Below are 14730 nucleotides of genomic sequence, written 5' to 3'. Positions count from 1 at the left end.
ACGGCACGGTGCATGCGCAGCACGGTGTCGCTGATGGGCTCCTGCGCAGCGGCCAGTGGGTGGTGGGGCGCGATGGCGTAGAGAAACTCCACCTCTCCCATCGTCTCCTGCTGCAGGCCGGAGACGGTGGAGGCGTTGACCGCCACGCCGATGGCCAGGTCGGCCCGGCCCGAGGTCAGCATCTCCAGCGTGCCCGACAGGATGCCGGTGCGCAGCTTGAGCCGAGTGGGCGGCTCCATGGCGTAGAACGCCTCGGTCAGTTCCAGCAGGGTGGTGGGCGAGATGATGCCGTCCACGCTGATGGTCAGCTGCGGCTCCCACCCCGTGGCGACGCGGCGAACGCGGTGCGCCACCGCGTCGACTTCTTCGAGCAGCCGAGCGCCTTCGCGCAGCAGTTCGGTACCGGCCTCTGTCGGGCGCGCCTGCCGCGCGCTGCGGTCGAACAGCAGCACGTCGAGGGCGTCCTCGATCTGGCGCACGCGGTAGGTGAGGGCGCTGGGCACCAGCCCCAGCCGACGCGCCGCCGCGGCGAAGCTGCCGGTGTCGGCAATGACCTGCAGCATCGCGAGGCTGTCGGGGGTCAGGGCATCGCGGGCGTTTTGCATGTTGGGTGCGGCTGGGCTTCAAAGATTTTGAATGATGCCTTCAATCCGCTTGGGCTTGCAAGCCGCACCCTGCTCCTAAAGTCGCTGCACCGAATGAACACCCGCTGCCCATGCTGACCGTCCGAAAATCCCAAGACCGGGGCCATGCCGACCATGGCTGGCTGCAGTCGTACCACAGCTTTTCGTTCGCCGGCTACTACGACCCCCGCTACATGGGCTATGGCAGCCTGCGCGTCGTCAACGAAGACCGCATCGCGCCGGGCACCGGCTTCGGCACCCACGGCCACCGCGACATGGAAATCCTGAGCTACGTGCTGTGCGGCGAACTGGCGCACAAGGACAGCCTGGGCAACGTGCGGGGCATTCCCCAGGGCGACGTGCAGCGCATGAGCGCCGGCACCGGCGTGACGCACAGCGAGTTCAACCATGCCCCCGGGCGCTCCACCCATTTCCTGCAGATCTGGCTGGAGCCCGATGCCCGCGGCATCGCCCCCGAATACGAGCAAAAGACCTTCGCCGATGCGGACAAGCGCGGCGTGCTCCGGCTGCTGGCCTCGCCCGATGGCGCGTGCGGCTCGCTCACCGTCCACGCGGATGCCCGCCTGTACTCCGGCCTGTTCGATGGGTCGGAGGCCGCCACGCTGGCGCTGCCACCCGGCCGCAAGGGCTACGTGCAACTGGTGCGCGGGGCGCTGCAGGTCAACGGGCTTGACCTGGCGGCCGGCGACGCGGCCTTTGCCGAGCAAGAGCCCCTGCTGGCGTTCGGGCAGGGCACGCAGGCGGAAGTGTTGGTGTTCGACCTGGCGGCCTGAGAATCGGCCGACTTTCGTTTTCTTTTTCTCCCTGTCCCCTCTCTTTTTTCTTTATCCAACCACCCGTTCGAGGAGTTCTTCATCATGGCAAAAATCGCAGTGGTCTTTCATTCCGGCTATGGCCACACCCAGCGCCTGGCCCAGGCCGTGGCCGAAGGCGCGAACGCGCAGCTCGTCGCCATCGATGCCGATGGCAACCTGCCCGAGGGCGGCTGGGATACCCTGCAGGCGGCCGATGGCATCCTGTTCGGCACGCCCACGTACATGGGCGGCCCGAGCTGGCAGTTCAAGAAATTCGCCGATGCCTCCTCCAAGGCCTGGTTCGGCCGCAGCTGGCAGGACAAGGTGTTCGGCGGCTTCACCAACAGCGCCAGCCTGAACGGCGACAAGCAGGGCACGCTGGCCTACCTGCACACCCTGGCGTCGCAGCACGGCGGCATCTGGGTGAGCCTGGGCCTGCTGCCCAGCAACTCCAAGGCCGCCACCCGCAACGACCTGAACAACCTGGGCGGCTCGGTCGGCGTGCTGGCCCAGTCGCCCTCCGACGCCAGCGTGCAGGAGATGATCCAGGGCGACCTGGACACGGGCCGGTCGTACGGCGCACGCGTGGCGGAGATTGCGCGCCGCCTGCACGGCTGATAGATTGGCCGGCCCATCCCCTCTCGATCCCTCCCCTCACCGGAGCCTTTCCATGACCCTCGAATTGCGGCGCATTGCCGGCGCACCGCTGGCGCAGACCCTGACGGTTCGCGGGCATCGCCTTGTCGTGGACGGCACCGTGGCCGAGGACGGCGATGACACCGGCCCCAATCCGCACGACCTGTACGACGCCGCGCTCGGCGCGTGCAAGGCGCTCACCGTGCTGTGGTACGCGCGCCGAAAGGGCATGGCGGTGGACGACGTGCGCACGGTGATCGACCGCGACGCGTCGGCCGAGCGCAGCGGCACCTACCGCCTGGCCGCCCGCCTGCAGGTGAGCGGCGATCTCACCGACGCCCAGATCGCGGAGCTGGAAGCCGTGGCCGCCAAGTGCCCGGTGCACAAGCTGATGACCAGCGTCACCACCGAGATCACCACCGCCGTGGAGCGCATGCCATGAGCGGGCCGGCCATCCTGAAGGGGCACGACAAGGACCTGGGCGGCGGATTCACCGTGCGCCGGCTCCTGCCATCGCTGCAGCGGCGCTCCGTCGGGCCCTTCGTCTTCTTCGACCATTTCGGGCCGGTGACCGTGGAGCCGGCGTCCGAATACGACGTGCGGCCCCACCCGCACATCGGCCTGGCCACCGTCACCTACCTGTTCGACGGTGCCATCGTGCACCGGGACAGCCTGGGCTCGCTGCAGCAGATCGAACCCGGTGCCATCAACTGGATGACCGCGGGGCGCGGCATCGTGCATTCCGAGCGGCGGCCCGATGCGCTGCGCGACCGCAGCTACGTGAACCATGGCATCCAGCTGTGGGCGGCGCTGCCAATGGCCAGCGAGGACGACGCACCCAGCTTCGTGCACACGCCGGCCGCCGACATTCCCGAGCTGTCGCACGAGGGCGCCACGGTGCGCGTGCTGATCGGCCGGGCGTTCGGCCACGCCTCGCCCGTGGCGACGCTGTCGCCCACGCTGTACCTCGACGTGCAATTGGCCGCCGGCGGTGCGCTGACCCTGCCGCCCCTGGCGCAGGAAATGGCGATCTATGCGGTGGACGGCGACCTGCTGCTCGACGGCGAGCCGTTCGCGGCCCACACGCTGGCCGTGCTGGAGACGGGCGCCGGCGCCGCGCTGCGCGCGCCGGACCGGGCGGTGCGGCTGATGGTGATCGGCGGCGACGCACTGGATGCCCCGCGCCACATCTGGTGGAATTTCGTGTCGAGCCGCAAGGACCGCATCGTGCAGGCCGCCGACGACTGGGACGCCCAGCGCATGGGCCACGTGCCCGGCGAGACCGAATGGATTCCGCTGCCGGAGCGGCGCTTCAAGCCTTGAACTGAAAAATCGGGCCAAAACAGCCCGATGCCCTAGAAAATCATGCCCCGGCAGCTCACATTTTGATAGCGTTCGGCTCTGTGGCTGATTCCGGCTGCGTCGACAGGTCGTTCGCCAGCACCCGGCGCTCGTCGAACACGAAGCAGCCGCCGTGGTAGTGCGCCCCGTCGGTTTCCTCGAAGTACTTGAGGATGCCGCCTTCGAGCTGGTAGACGTTCTCGATGCCTTCCTCGCGCATCAGGATGGCGGCCTTTTCGCAGCGGATGCCGCCCGTGCAGAAGCTCACCACCGTCTTGCCCGCGAACTCGGCCTTGTGCTCGCGCAGCGCCGGCGGAAACTCGGTGAACTTGTCGATGCGCCAGTCGATGGCGTTGTCGAACGTGCCCTGGTCCACCTCGAAGGCATTGCGCGTGTCCAGCGTCACCACCGGCCGGCCCGCGTCGTCGTGCCCCTGCGCCAGCCAGCGGCGCAGGGTGGGTGCGTCCACCGCGGGCGCCCGGCCGTTCGACGGCCGGATGGTGGGGTGGTCCATGCGGATGATCTCCCGCTTGACCTTCACCAGCATCTTGCGAAACGGCTGCTTGGCCGACCAGCTTTCCTTGGGGGCCAGGGGTTCGAAGCGCGCGTCCGCCTTCAGGGCGGCTATGAAGCCGCGCACTGCCGTCGCCGGCCCGGCCAGGAACAGGTTGATGCCTTCCTCGGCCAGCAGGATGGTGCCCTTGAGGTGGGCCGCCTCGGCCCGCGCATGCAGCACGTCGCGCAGCTCGGCCGCGTCCGGCAAGGGCACGAACAGGTAGCAGGAGATATTGAGAACGTCGTTCACGGTGGACTCGGGCATGGCAGGCGGGCCGGACGGCCAACGGCGTGGCCCCGGCGTTCGGCTAACTGGCGGGGGTGAGCAGCGCGGTGTCGATCTTGTTGGCCAGCTGCGCAATGGCCAGCGCCGCGGGGCAGCCGGGCATCTGCATCAGCAGCAGCTGGCGCCGCATGACGGCATCGCGCACCGACGTGTCGGCCGGGATGTCGCCCATGTGCAGCAAGCGCATGGAGCGGCCCGATTCGGTGCTCACGAAGCGGTCCAGCACCTGCTGCAATTGGCTCGTGATGGCGCGGCCGTCGCCGGGGCGAGCCGCTTGGTTGACCACCATGCGCACGTGCTGGCGCTTTTGCTGCGTGGCCAGCACCTTGATCGCGGCGTAGGCGTCGGTGAGGGACGTGGGCTCGGGCGTGGCGACGATCAGCACCTCGGACGCGAGCGACACCGAGAACAGCACCACGTCGGAGATGCCGGCGCCGGTGTCCAGCAGGATCACGTCGAAGCGCGGTGCCAGGGTCTGGATCACGTTCAAAAATTCGCTGCGCACTTCGGGGGTGAGGCGCGAGTACTCGACCATGCCGGAGCCGGCCAGCACGACCGAAAAGCCGCCGGGCGCGTCGATCACGGCATCGTCCAGGTCGGCCTTGCCGGTGAACACGTCGTGCAGCGTCACCTTGGGGTGCAGGTTCAGCACCACGTCGAGGTTGGCCAGGCCCAGGTCGGCATCGAGCACGAGCACGCGGTGGCCACGGCGGGTGAGGGCGGCCGCCAGGTTGGCGGAAACGAAAGTCTTGCCCACGCCGCCCTTGCCGCTCGTGATGGCGATGATGCGGGCGCCAGGCGGCGGGCTAGCGGTGCGCGCAGGCATGTTGGGGCCGGCGGGTGTGGTGGGTTGCGGGGACAGCGCGTCGGTCATCTCTGGGCTTTCAATAGGCGCTGCCTGTGGAATCCATGGGCGGTGGCAGATCGCCCCATCCCGACGGAGTGTATAGCGGGCCGAAGAGCAGGCTCTTCTCCTCGGCACTGACGGTGCTGTCCGGCTGTTCTTCGATGCTGACGCGGTTGCGGCCGGCCATCTTGGCTTTATAGAGCTGGCTGTCGGCACGTTCGCTCCACAGGAGCGTCGTGCTGCGGATCCACTGCAGGGCGAAAGCCCCGCCGATGCTGACGGTGACGTTGAGGTCGACGGAGGGCGAGATGCGCACCGGCGTGCGCTCGATCGCGCGGCGGATGCGTTCCGCCACCACGCGGCCGAAGCCCGCCTGACAGGCCGGCAGCACCACGGCGAACTCTTCGCCGCCGTACCGGGCCAGGGTGTCCATGGGGCGCACGCAGCCGTTCAGGGTGCGCGCCACCGACTGCAGGACGATGTCTCCGGCCAGATGGCCGTAGGTGTCGTTCACCCGCTTGAAATTGTCGATGTCGAGCATGAGCAGCAGCGCCGCCTCGCCCGCGCGGGTGACGCGGTCGATCTCGCGCTCCAGCACGGTGCGGAAGTGGCGCCGGTTGGCCAGCCCGGTGAGGGGATCCTTGAGCGACAGCTCGCACAGGCCATCTATCAAGCCCTGCAGGTAGTGCAGTGGCGTGTCGGAGGGCAAAGCAGCTTCCGAGCCCGCGGCCTGTGCAACCAACGCATGCGCTGTCGTCAGGCGCAGGTCGCGCAGGTTCACGAATTGAGGGGTCGCAGATTCAGTCACAAAATGCAACAAACAGTATGTACCGAGTGTAGCAGCGGGGGTGGCTTCTGGCCTCTGCGATCCTGGCTCATTCCGTTAATTGTTGCAACACCGCCAGTGCCTGCGCATCCGTGCGGTAGAGCGCGAGGCCCGGTCCCGCCTCCAGAAGCCCCGCCCGGCGCAGCACTTGCTCCACGGGCAGCTTGATGCCGCTCACGTGCAGTTGCCCCCCGCGGGAGGCGGCCAGCGTGCGCAGGCGGGCGAAGGTTTCCACGCCGGTCACGTCGATGCGGTTGATGGGTTGCGCAAAAAGGCACAGGTGCCGAATCTCCGGATGGGCAGCCCAGTGCTCGGCGATGCGGCGTTCCAGGGCTGCGGCGGACGCGAAGTCCAGTTCGGCATCCATTCGCAGGGCGAAGAGCCCCGGCGCGATGGGGGGCAAAAGCCACAGGTGGCGGTCGCGCAGGCTGCCGTCCGGGTGCGGGGACACCTCGATGATGCGCGGGTGCAGGCGCTGGTAGAGAAAGTGCCCCAGGTTCAGCACCAGGCCGACCAGCACGCCCCAGTACATGCGGGGGGCCGTCGCCAGGGTCAGCGCGAAGGTGACGCCGCCGATGACCGTCTCCACCCGCGACACCCGCCACAGCCGCAGCAGCGTGCCGGGCTTGATGAGGCTGGTGACCGCCGTCACCACCACCGCCGCCAGCACCGAATGGGGCACGTGATACAGCGCCGGTGTGAGCCACAGCAGCACCGCCAGCACCAGCGCCAGGGCGAAAAGGGTGGCCCAGCCGCTCTTGGCGCCCGCGTAGAGGTTGATCGCCGAGCGCGAGAACGACGCGCTCGTGGCGAAGCTGCCGCACAGCCCCGAGCTCATCTTGGCCAGGCCGTGCGCGATCAGGTCCTGGTTTTCGTTCCAGCGCGTGCCACCCTGCTGGTGCTCGACCTTGGCGCTGGAGGCGGTCTCCAGAAAGCTCACCAGCGTGACCACCAGCACCGGCAGCACCAGCGCGCCGAACTCGTCCCACGACAGCCAGCCGGGCCAGTAGGGCTGGGGCAGCCCGGCGGGCAGGTGGCCGACCACGGCGCCGTCGTGGTCGGCATAGCCGATGGCCCAGCTGACCAGGGCCGCCAGCCCGACGATCACGATGGCCGCCGGAAACGTGGCGCGCCAGCGCCGCGCGGCCACCAGCAGCCCCAGGCTGCCCAGACCGAAAGCCGCGGCCGTCAGGTCGAAATGGTGCAGCGACGGCGACACGGCCAGCGCGTTCCAGGTGGTGCGCAGCCCCAGCAGGTCCGGCAACTGGGAGGCCAGGATGAGCAGAGCCGCCGCCTGGGTGAAGCCGTTGAGCACGGGCGAGGTGACCAGATTGAGCAGCCAGCCGAACCGAGCCACCCCCAGCAGCATCTGCAGCAGGCCCGACAGCAGCGCCATCCAGGCGGCCAGCGCCACCCAGTGCGCACTGCCGGGCTCCGCCAGCCCGGTGAGCGAGGCGCCGATCAGCAGGCTGGTGAGCGCGGTGGGCCCCACGCCCAGGCGGGTGGAGGAGCTCCACAGCACCGCGATCAGCGCGGGCACCAGCGACGCGTAGATGCCGGTGATGACCGGCATGCCCGCCAGCGCTGCGTAGGCCACCCCCTGGGGCACCAGCATCAGGCCGACCGTCATCCCGGCCCAGAACTCCCCTCGCATCAGGTGGCGGTCCGGACGGGGCCAGGCCAGGAAAGGAAACCATCGGGAAAGGGACTGCAGACGCATCCCGCGATTGTCGCGCGGCGGGAGCGGGGCGCCAGCGGCCTCTCGACTGCCTTGTCCTACGCGAGCTTCGGCGCCTTCCCACCGGGTGCAGGGCGCCGCCAACCTAAAGTGCCCACCAGATTCCCCCATTTCCTGCAAGGAGGCCTCCCATGAACGAAACCCGCACTCCCCAAAGCCCCTCCCACCGGATGGTGAGCATTCTTTCGGCCACGCTGCTGGCTTTCGGACTGGCCGCCTGCGACAAGGCCGATGACCGCACGGTGGGCCAGCAGATCGACTCCGCCGTCGCCAAGAGCGGCCAGGTGGCCTCCGACGCCCAGCGCAAGATGGAAGCCGCCGCCAACGAGGCTGGCGATGCGACCCGCCAGGCCGCCGAGCGCGCCGCCGCGGTGATGGACGATGCCGGCATCACGGCCAAGGTGTCCGCCGGCCTGGCGCAGGACGCGGAACTGAGCGCCGTCAAGATCGACGTGGACACCCGCAACGGCATCGTGACGCTGAACGGTCCGGTCAAATCCAAGCAGGCCAGCGAGCGCGCCACGAACATCGCCCAGAACGTGCAGGGCGTGAACTCGGTGGTGAACCAGCTGACCATCTCCAGCGCCGGCTGATCTCCGGCCCGGCTTCTGCCAATCCGGCACGGGTGCCACGGCCATTCCACCGCGCGCATCCAGCCCACCCTCGGCGGGTGCGCCGGGCGCTACCATGGCGCCCATGACTTCACCCGCCGATTTCGCCACCCGCATCGTCCACCACGATTACGTTCCTCCTGCGGGCTTTGCCGCGCCACAGCCTGCGGTCTACAAGGCCTCCACGGTCATTTTTCCCAATGTGGCTGCCATGCGCGCCCGCGAGTGGAAGGACAAGACCAGCTACACCTACGGCCTGCACGGCACCCCCACCAGCTACCAGCTGGAAGAGCGACTGTGCGAACTGGAGGGCGGCAAGCAGTGCCTGCTGGTGCCCAGTGGCCTCGCCGCCATCGCCAATGTCTCACTGGCGCTGCTGCGCGCCGGCGACGAGGTGCTCATTCCCGACAACGCCTATGGCCCGAACAAGTCGCTGGCCGAGGTGGAACTGGCCCACTACGGCATCCGCCACGTGCTGTACGACCCGATGGACCCTGACGACCTCGCTGCCCGGATCACGCCTGCGACGCGGCTGGTGTGGCTGGAGGCGCCGGGCTCGGTGACCCTGGAGTTCCCCGACCTGATCGAGCAGGTGCGCATCTGCCGCGAGCGCGGCGTGGTCTGCGCGCTGGACAACACCTGGGGCGCGGGTCTGGCGTTCGCGCCGTTCGACCTGCGGGGCGACGGCCAGTGGGGCGTGGATGTGTCGGTGCATGCGCTCACCAAATACCCCAGCGGCGGCGGTGACGTGCTCATGGGCAGCATCGTCACGCGGGACCAGGCCCTGCACCTGCGCATGAAGCTGTGCCACATGCGCCTGGGGCTGGGCGTGGGCGCGAACGACGTCGAATCCGTGCTGCGCTCGCTGCCCAGCATCGGACTGCGCTACCGCGCCCACGACGTGGCGGCGCGCTCGCTGGCGCGCTGGATGGCGGGGCAGCCCGCGGTGGCCCAGGTGCTGCACCCCGCGCTGGCGGGATCGCCCGGGCACGACCAATGGCGTGCGCTGTGCGCGGCCGATGGCGGGGACGGCGCCGCGGCGGGCCTGTTCAGCGTGGTGATCGATGCGCGGTATTCCCAGGCGCAGGTGGACGCTTTCTGCGACCGGCTGCAATATTTCAAGCTGGGCTACAGCTGGGGCGGACCGATGAGCCTGGTCGTGCCGTACGAACTGGCGACCATGCGCAGCCGCCCGACGCCGCAGCTCGTGCCCGGCACCGTGGTCCGTTTTTCGATCGGGCTGGAGGCCGAAGCCGATCTCCGCCGCGATCTGGCGCAGGCCTTGGCGCATGCCTTTCCCGCACCCTGACGCCCTGGGGAGCCCGGTGGCTGCGCCCGGTGTGGCGCAGCGGCCGGAAGACCCGGGGCCTTGAGGGCATGCTGTTACATTGACCGCTTCAATTCAGGAAGGTACTACCTTGGCAACACCCAACTACGGATACGAAAAGCGCCAGCGCGAGCTCGCCAAGAAGAAGAAAAAGGAAGAGAAGGCGCAAGCCAAGTCCCACCGCAAGGACGACCCGCGCGAAGGCCCCGTGCAGGACGACGGCCAGCAGAGCGCACCGCCCGCCGACGGCAACGCGCCTGCGGCCTGATCCCTTAACGGCCCGCTGCAGCCGCACCGCCGGCCCAGGTCCAGGCGCTCCGCCCGGCGACCGGGCCCGCCAGGGCGCCGCCCGTCAGCGCAGCAGCTTGCGCAGTTCGGGCCACACGTTGGCCAACATGGCCGGGTGGGCCTCGGCCTTGGGGTGGATGCGGTCGGGCTGGAACATGGCGGTCGGGTTGGCCGCATCGGCCACGCCCTTGAGCAGGAAGGGCACCAGCGCCGACTGGGTGTCCTTGGCCACGCTGGCGAAGGTGCCGGCAAAACGTTTCGCGTAATCGGTGCCGTAGTTGGGCGGCACCTGCATCCCCACGATGAGGACCTTGGCGCCCGACTGTTTGGCCGCCTGGGCCATGGCCTTCAGGTTGTCGGCGGTGTTCTGCAGCGGCAACCCCCGCAGGGCGTCGTTGCCGCCCAGTTCGATCACGACATGGCTGGGTCGGTGCTGGGTCAAAAGGGCCGGCAGGCGGGAGCGGCCCCCTGAGGTGGTGTCGCCGCTCACGCTGGCGTTCACGACCGTGGCGTCGATCTTCTCTTCGGCCAGCTTCTTTTCCAGCAGCGCCACCCAGCCCGTGCCGCGGGCCAGTCCGTACTCGGCGCTCAGCGAATCGCCCACCACGAGGATGACCGGCTTGGCCGCCGCAGCGGCCAGCGCAGCAGGGGCACAAAGCCCTGCGGCCGCGCCGGCCGCCAGGGCCGCGATAAAGTGACGCCGGTACAACAGATTTCGATTCACAGCAAAGCACCTTTCATGTCGGAAACTCCTTCCTTGCCCACCCACCCCATCATCGCCGTGGAGCACGTGCACAAGTCGGTGACGGACTCGACCGGCACCCTCGACATTCTGCGGGATATCGATTTCCGGCTGGCTGCGAGGGAAACCGCGGCCATCGTGGGCGCCTCGGGCTCGGGCAAGAGCACGCTGCTGTCGATCATCGCGGGGCTCGATACGCCCACCCGCGGCACCGTGCGCCTGGATGGGCAGGACCTGTTCGCCATCGACGAAGATGCCCGCGCCGCGCTGCGCGCGCAGAAGGTGGGCTTCGTGTTCCAGAGCTTCCAGCTCATGGGCAACCTGACCGCGCTGGAGAACGTCATGCTGCCGCTGGAGCTGGCCGACCGCCGCGACGCACGCAAGCTCGCAGCCGACATGCTGGGGCGCGTGGGGCTGGGCCAGCGCCTGTCTCACTACCCCAAGGTGCTGTCGGGCGGCGAGCAGCAGCGCGTGGCGCTGGCGCGGGCCTTCGTGGTCGAGCCGGCCGTGCTGCTGGCCGACGAGCCCACCGGCAGCCTGGATTTCGCCACGGGTGAGACCATCATGCAACTGATGTTCGAGTTGAACCGCGAGCAGGGCACCACGCTCGTGCTCGTCACGCACGACCGGGGCATCGCCGCGCAGTGCGAGCGGCGCATCACCATCGACGCGGGGCGCGTGTCCGAGGCCTGAGGCTTTCGTGGGGGCTTTGGGCCGTTTGTGCCTTGTGCCGGGATATTGCATGCCTTGATTGCTATCAAATAAATAGCAATTGGGCGCTCGGCCCGTGGCGCGGATAATCCCCGCATGTCCAGCCCCAAAGTCCTCTTCGGCTTCCACGCCGTCGGCGTGCGCCTGAAGACTGCGCCGCAATCCATCATCGAGATCTACTACGAGGCCACGCGGCGCGATGCCCGCATGCGCCAGTTCCTCGACCGCGCCAACGCCGCCGGCGCGCGCCTCATCGAAGCCGACAGCGCGCGCATCGCCAAGCTGGCAGGCAGCCAGGGCCACCAGGGTGTGGCGGCGCGGGTGGAGCCGGTGGCCCTGGCCACCTCGCTCGACGAGCTGCTTGAAGACCTGGAAGCCTCCGGCGTCGCCCAGCCCCTGCTGCTGGTGCTGGACGGCGTGACCGATCCGCACAACCTGGGCGCCTGCCTGCGGGTGGCCGACGGCGCCGGCGCGCAGGCCGTGATCGCGCCCAAGGACCATGCGGTGGGCCTGAACGCCACGGTGGCCAAGGTGGCCAGCGGTGCCGCCGAGACCGTGCCGTACTTCATGGTGACCAACCTCGCGCGCACCCTGAACGAGCTCAAGGAACGCAACATCTGGTGCATCGGCACCAGCGACGATGCGCCCAAGACCATCTACCAGGTGGACCTGAAAGGCCCTGTGGCCCTGGTGCTGGGCGCGGAGGGCGACGGCATGCGCCAGCTCACGCGCAAGACCTGCGACGAGCTGGTCTCCATCCCCATGAAAGGCGCGGTGGAGAGCCTGAACGTGTCGGTGGCCAGCGGCGTGTGCCTGTACGAGGCGCTGCGCCAGCGTACGCCTTGAACCGGTCTTCTCGCCATGCCGCGCTTGCCGCAGCCTGACCCAGAAGACACCTGGAGCGGCTCGGGCGACCTGCATACCGCCATCGCCTGGGTCGACGCCGCGCAGCGCATCGTGGTGCTGACCGGCGCGGGCGTGAGCGCCGAGTCCGGCGTGCCCACCTTTCGCGACGCGCAGACCGGTCTGTGGGCGCAGGTGCGCCCCGAAGACATGGCCAGCGAGCCCGGCTTTCGCGCCGATCCCGCGGGTGTCTGGACGTGGTACGAGCACCGCCGCGCGCTGCTGCAGGGCGTGCAGCCCAATGCGGGCCACCGGGCGCTGGCGGACTTTGCCCGGCGCCATCCCGGCCGCCTCACGCTGGTCACGCAGAACGTGGATGGCCTGCACCAGATGGCCGGCAGCGAGGGCGTGCTGTGCCTGCATGGCGAGCTGCGCGGCAACCGCTGGCTGGACGATCCGCGCGGCTGCTGCGACATGGCCCACGCCGAGGCCGGCGCACCACCGCGCTGCGCCACCTGCGGCAATCTCGTGCGCCCGGCCGTGGTGTGGTTCGGCGAGTCGTTGCCGATCGACATCCTCGGTCAGGCGGAGGAGGCGGTCAGCGCCTGCGACCTGATGCTGGTCGTGGGCACGGCCGGCGCCGTGTATCCCGCGGCCGGCCTCGCCCACATGGCCCGGCGCATCGGGGCGCGCGTGGTCATCGTCAACCCGGCGCCGAGCGAACTCGACAGCACGGCCCATGCGGTGCTGCGCGGTCCGTCGGCCGAAGTCTTGCCCCTGCTGCTGGGCCGGGATCGCCCCGCAGGCGACACGCCACCGGCGGCAGCGCCGCGATAATCGCCCAGTCTTCAGGGCGGGGTGGAATTCCCCACCGGCGGTAGGCGGTGCGGGAGGTCTCCCCGCGCCGCGAGCCCGCGAGCGCTCCGCATGCGTCCTTCGGGATGGGCGGAGGTCAGCAGACCCAGTGCGACGCGGCTCCAAGGAACACGGTTCCTGGCCCGTCCAGTCTGGGGCCGACGGTCACAGTCCGGATGAAAGAAGATGGGGCGCGCAGCCATGCGCGCCCTGGTGCCTGCGCGCGCCTGCCATTCGGGCGTGCGCCGGTGCTTCTTGCATGCCTTGAGGCGTTTCCTCACCTTCCAGGAGCGTTTCATGAACACCGCCATTTCCGTTTTTTCTTCCTCTTCCCCTTCCACGCCTGTGGCCGTGGCCGTCGATCACGGCGTGCAGCTGGCGCCCATGCCCGAGGTCATCGCCGCCATTGCCGCGGGCCGTCCCGTGCTCGTCATGGACGATGCCGACCGCGAGAACGAGGCCGACCTCGTCTGCGCGGCCGACAACCTCACCGAGGCCACCATGGCCCTGATGATTCGCGAGGGCAGCGGCATCGTCTGCCTGTGCCTCACGCCCGGGCATGCGGGTGCCTTGGGCCTGCGGCCGATGGTGGAGGTCAACCGGTCCTCGTTCGCCACCGCCTTCACCCAGTCCATCGAGGCGGCCCATGGCGTGAGCACGGGCGTGTCGGCGGCCGACCGGGTGCAGACGATCCGCTGCGCCCTGCAGGTACCGGCGCCCGGCGGTGCCCCGCAGATCGTCAGCCCCGGCCATGTCTTTCCGCTGGTGGCACGCCCGGGCGGGGTGCTGGAGCGCACCGGCCACACCGAGTCGGCCGTGGACCTGGCGCGCTTGGCCGGCCGCGCACCCGCCGGGGTGCTGTGCGAGCTGATGAATCCGGACGGCAGCATGGCCCGCGGTGCGGACGTGGCGCGGTTCGCCCAGGCCCACGGTCTGCTGTGCACGACCGTGCAGGCGCTGGTGGCGCATCGGCAGGGATTGCAGGCCTTGGAGGAAAAAGGCGGGCAGGGCGGCGGCAGAGTGCCCGCCGCCCAGGCGGCGGTCGGCGAACCCGCTTGATGGCCTTCAGGGTCCTCAGGTTGCTTCGGCGCTGGCCTGGCTCAGCGATTCGAGCGCATCCGCATCCAGCTTCAGACTGGCGGCCTGTACCAGTTCCTGCAGTTGCTCCAGCGACGATGCACTGGCGATGGGCGCGGTGATGCCGGGCTGCGCCATCTGCCACGCGATCGCCACCTGGCCGGGGGTGACCTCATAGCGCTCGGCCACCTGGTCGAGTTCGGCCAGGATGCGCAGGCCCCGGTCGTTCAGGTAGGTCTGCACCGCCTTGGCGCCGCGCGGGCTCTTGCCCACGTCCGCTGCGCTGCGGTACTTGCCGGTCAGGAAGCCGGCGGCCAGCGCGTAGAAGTTGATCACGCCCACGCCCTTTTCCAGGCACAGGGGGCGCAGCTCTTTCTCGAACACGTCGCGGTCGTACAGGTTGTACAGCGGCTGCAGGCTTTCGTAGCGCGGCACGCCCAGGCGCTCGCTGGTGTCCAGGGCCTCGGCCAGGCGCTTCGCGGAATGGTTGGAGGCGCCGATCGCGCGCACCTTGCCTTCGCGGATCAGGTCGGCGTAGGTGCCCAGGGTTTCCTCCAGCGGGGTACCGGCATCGTCATCGTGAGACTGGTAGAGGTCGATCACGTCGGT

18 protein-coding genes and 1 riboswitch are annotated in these 14730 nt (G+C 69.2%); of the genes, 11 read left to right on the top strand and 7 right to left on the bottom strand.

Going from position 1 to position 14730, the window contains the following annotated elements; genetic code table 11:
• Positions 1–605, bottom strand: a 605-nt coding sequence (locus AC27KI_RS11355) for a LysR family transcriptional regulator (protein ID WP_487113860.1), incomplete at its 3' end; no start/stop codon positions are given.
• A gap of 110 nt (positions 606–715) precedes the next feature.
• On the opposite strand from AC27KI_RS11355, the gene AC27KI_RS11350 reads away from it, so the two are divergent.
• The 4 genes from AC27KI_RS11350 (at position 716) to AC27KI_RS11335 (ending at position 3397) form a co-directional block, all read left to right on the top strand.
• Positions 716–1417: a pirin family protein gene (locus AC27KI_RS11350; RefSeq protein ID WP_487113858.1), complete on the top strand. Its 702-nt coding sequence runs from the start codon at positions 716–718 to the stop codon at positions 1415–1417.
• 84 nt (positions 1418–1501) lie between these two features.
• The gene (locus AC27KI_RS11345) at positions 1502–2056 is read left to right on the top strand and encodes a flavodoxin family protein (RefSeq protein ID WP_487113856.1); all 555 of its coding nucleotides are present in this window, start codon (positions 1502–1504) and stop codon (positions 2054–2056) included.
• Positions 2057–2108: 52 nt separating this feature from the next.
• Positions 2109–2516 (top strand): OsmC family protein, encoded by a 408-nt coding sequence (locus AC27KI_RS11340; RefSeq protein WP_272569354.1) that lies wholly within the window; start codon positions 2109–2111, stop codon positions 2514–2516.
• The gene (locus AC27KI_RS11335) at positions 2513–3397 is read left to right on the top strand and encodes a pirin family protein (RefSeq protein ID WP_284404432.1); all 885 of its coding nucleotides are present in this window, start codon (positions 2513–2515) and stop codon (positions 3395–3397) included. Before AC27KI_RS11340 ends, AC27KI_RS11335 begins: the two co-directional genes overlap by 4 nt.
• 55 nt (positions 3398–3452) lie before the next feature.
• Here the strand turns inward: AC27KI_RS11335 and AC27KI_RS11330 are convergent, their stop codons facing one another.
• From AC27KI_RS11330 to AC27KI_RS11315, 4 genes are read right to left on the bottom strand one after another with little or no spacing between them, the layout of a single operon-like run.
• Entirely contained in the window at positions 3453–4235 is a 783-nt protein-coding gene (locus AC27KI_RS11330; RefSeq protein ID WP_487113854.1) for a sulfurtransferase, read from the bottom strand.
• Between the two features lie 43 nt (positions 4236–4278).
• Positions 4279–5130 (bottom strand): MinD/ParA family protein, encoded by an 852-nt coding sequence (locus AC27KI_RS11325; protein WP_272569360.1) that lies wholly within the window; start codon positions 5128–5130, stop codon positions 4279–4281.
• A 10-nt stretch (positions 5131–5140) separates the two neighbouring features.
• Positions 5141–5923, bottom strand: a complete 783-nt coding sequence (locus AC27KI_RS11320; RefSeq protein WP_372588176.1) for a GGDEF domain-containing protein — start codon at positions 5921–5923, stop codon at positions 5141–5143.
• 55 nt (positions 5924–5978) lie between these two features.
• On the bottom strand, positions 5979–7649 hold the full coding sequence (locus tag AC27KI_RS11315) for a SulP family inorganic anion transporter (protein WP_284431197.1): 1671 nt from the start codon (positions 7647–7649) through the stop codon (positions 5979–5981).
• Positions 7650–7798: 149 nt separating this feature from the next.
• On the opposite strand from AC27KI_RS11315, the gene AC27KI_RS11310 reads away from it, so the two are divergent.
• From AC27KI_RS11310 to AC27KI_RS11300, 3 genes are all read left to right on the top strand, one after another.
• Complete coding sequence (locus AC27KI_RS11310) at positions 7799–8260, top strand: BON domain-containing protein (protein ID WP_284431196.1); 462 nt, start codon at positions 7799–7801, stop codon at positions 8258–8260.
• A 94-nt stretch (positions 8261–8354) separates the two neighbouring features.
• On the top strand, positions 8355–9587 hold the full coding sequence (locus AC27KI_RS11305; protein WP_487113852.1) for a PLP-dependent transferase: 1233 nt from the start codon (positions 8355–8357) through the stop codon (positions 9585–9587).
• Between the two features lie 109 nt (positions 9588–9696).
• Positions 9697–9873: a hypothetical protein gene (locus tag AC27KI_RS11300; protein WP_487113850.1), complete on the top strand. Its 177-nt coding sequence runs from the start codon at positions 9697–9699 to the stop codon at positions 9871–9873.
• Between the two features lie 84 nt (positions 9874–9957).
• Here AC27KI_RS11300 and AC27KI_RS11295 read toward each other — a convergent pair whose 3' ends face one another.
• Complete coding sequence (locus AC27KI_RS11295) at positions 9958–10602, bottom strand: arylesterase (RefSeq protein WP_487113848.1); 645 nt, start codon at positions 10600–10602, stop codon at positions 9958–9960.
• Positions 10603–10632: 30 nt separating this feature from the next.
• On the opposite strand from AC27KI_RS11295, the gene AC27KI_RS11290 reads away from it, so the two are divergent.
• The 4 genes from AC27KI_RS11290 to ribB all read left to right on the top strand — a co-directional run bounded on the left by AC27KI_RS11290 (position 10633) and on the right by ribB (position 14103).
• A complete protein-coding gene (locus AC27KI_RS11290) occupies positions 10633–11328 on the top strand; it encodes an ABC transporter ATP-binding protein (protein ID WP_487113846.1) in 696 nt (231 codons plus the stop codon).
• A gap of 114 nt (positions 11329–11442) precedes the next feature.
• A complete protein-coding gene (rlmB, locus tag AC27KI_RS11285; protein WP_317354365.1) occupies positions 11443–12192 on the top strand; it encodes a 23S rRNA (guanosine(2251)-2'-O)-methyltransferase RlmB in 750 nt (249 codons plus the stop codon).
• A 15-nt stretch (positions 12193–12207) separates the two neighbouring features.
• Positions 12208–13026: an SIR2 family NAD-dependent protein deacylase gene (locus AC27KI_RS11280; RefSeq protein WP_487113844.1), complete on the top strand. Its 819-nt coding sequence runs from the start codon at positions 12208–12210 to the stop codon at positions 13024–13026.
• A 3-nt stretch (positions 13027–13029) separates the two neighbouring features.
• Positions 13030–13236: riboswitch (FMN riboswitch) on the top strand.
• A 192-nt stretch (positions 13237–13428) separates the two neighbouring features.
• Positions 13429–14103: a 3,4-dihydroxy-2-butanone-4-phosphate synthase gene (gene ribB / locus AC27KI_RS11275; protein WP_487113862.1), complete on the top strand. Its 675-nt coding sequence runs from the start codon at positions 13429–13431 to the stop codon at positions 14101–14103.
• A gap of 15 nt (positions 14104–14118) precedes the next feature.
• Here ribB and AC27KI_RS11270 read toward each other — a convergent pair.
• Positions 14119–14730: aldo/keto reductase (locus AC27KI_RS11270; protein ID WP_487113842.1), on the bottom strand; the 612-nt coding region annotated here is incomplete at its 5' end.

It is taken from the genome of Acidovorax sp. KPB24-03 (assembly GCF_057546605.1).
The sequence above is the reverse complement of the archived record's forward strand: the minus strand, read 5'-3'. Positions and strand labels throughout refer to the sequence as shown.

Coding starts and splice junctions, on each gene's coding strand:
- AC27KI_RS11350 (WP_487113858.1), top strand. CDS start 716: ATGCTGACCGTCCGAAAATCCCAAGACCGGGGCCATGCCGACCATGGC.
- AC27KI_RS11345 (WP_487113856.1), top strand. CDS start 1,502: ATGGCAAAAATCGCAGTGGTCTTTCATTCCGGCTATGGCCACACCCAG.
- AC27KI_RS11340 (WP_272569354.1), top strand. CDS start 2,109: ATGACCCTCGAATTGCGGCGCATTGCCGGCGCACCGCTGGCGCAGACC.
- AC27KI_RS11335 (WP_284404432.1), top strand. CDS start 2,513: ATGAGCGGGCCGGCCATCCTGAAGGGGCACGACAAGGACCTGGGCGGC.
- AC27KI_RS11330 (WP_487113854.1), bottom strand. CDS start 4,235: ATGCCCGAGTCCACCGTGAACGACGTTCTCAATATCTCCTGCTACCTG.
- AC27KI_RS11325 (WP_272569360.1), bottom strand. CDS start 5,130: ATGACCGACGCGCTGTCCCCGCAACCCACCACACCCGCCGGCCCCAAC.
- AC27KI_RS11315 (WP_284431197.1), bottom strand. CDS start 7,649: ATGCGTCTGCAGTCCCTTTCCCGATGGTTTCCTTTCCTGGCCTGGCCC.
- AC27KI_RS11310 (WP_284431196.1), top strand. CDS start 7,799: ATGAACGAAACCCGCACTCCCCAAAGCCCCTCCCACCGGATGGTGAGC.
- AC27KI_RS11305 (WP_487113852.1), top strand. CDS start 8,355: ATGGCGCCCATGACTTCACCCGCCGATTTCGCCACCCGCATCGTCCAC.
- AC27KI_RS11290 (WP_487113846.1), top strand. CDS start 10,633: ATGTCGGAAACTCCTTCCTTGCCCACCCACCCCATCATCGCCGTGGAG.
- rlmB (WP_317354365.1), top strand. CDS start 11,443: ATGTCCAGCCCCAAAGTCCTCTTCGGCTTCCACGCCGTCGGCGTGCGC.
- AC27KI_RS11280 (WP_487113844.1), top strand. CDS start 12,208: ATGCCGCGCTTGCCGCAGCCTGACCCAGAAGACACCTGGAGCGGCTCG.
- ribB (WP_487113862.1), top strand. CDS start 13,429: ATGCCCGAGGTCATCGCCGCCATTGCCGCGGGCCGTCCCGTGCTCGTC.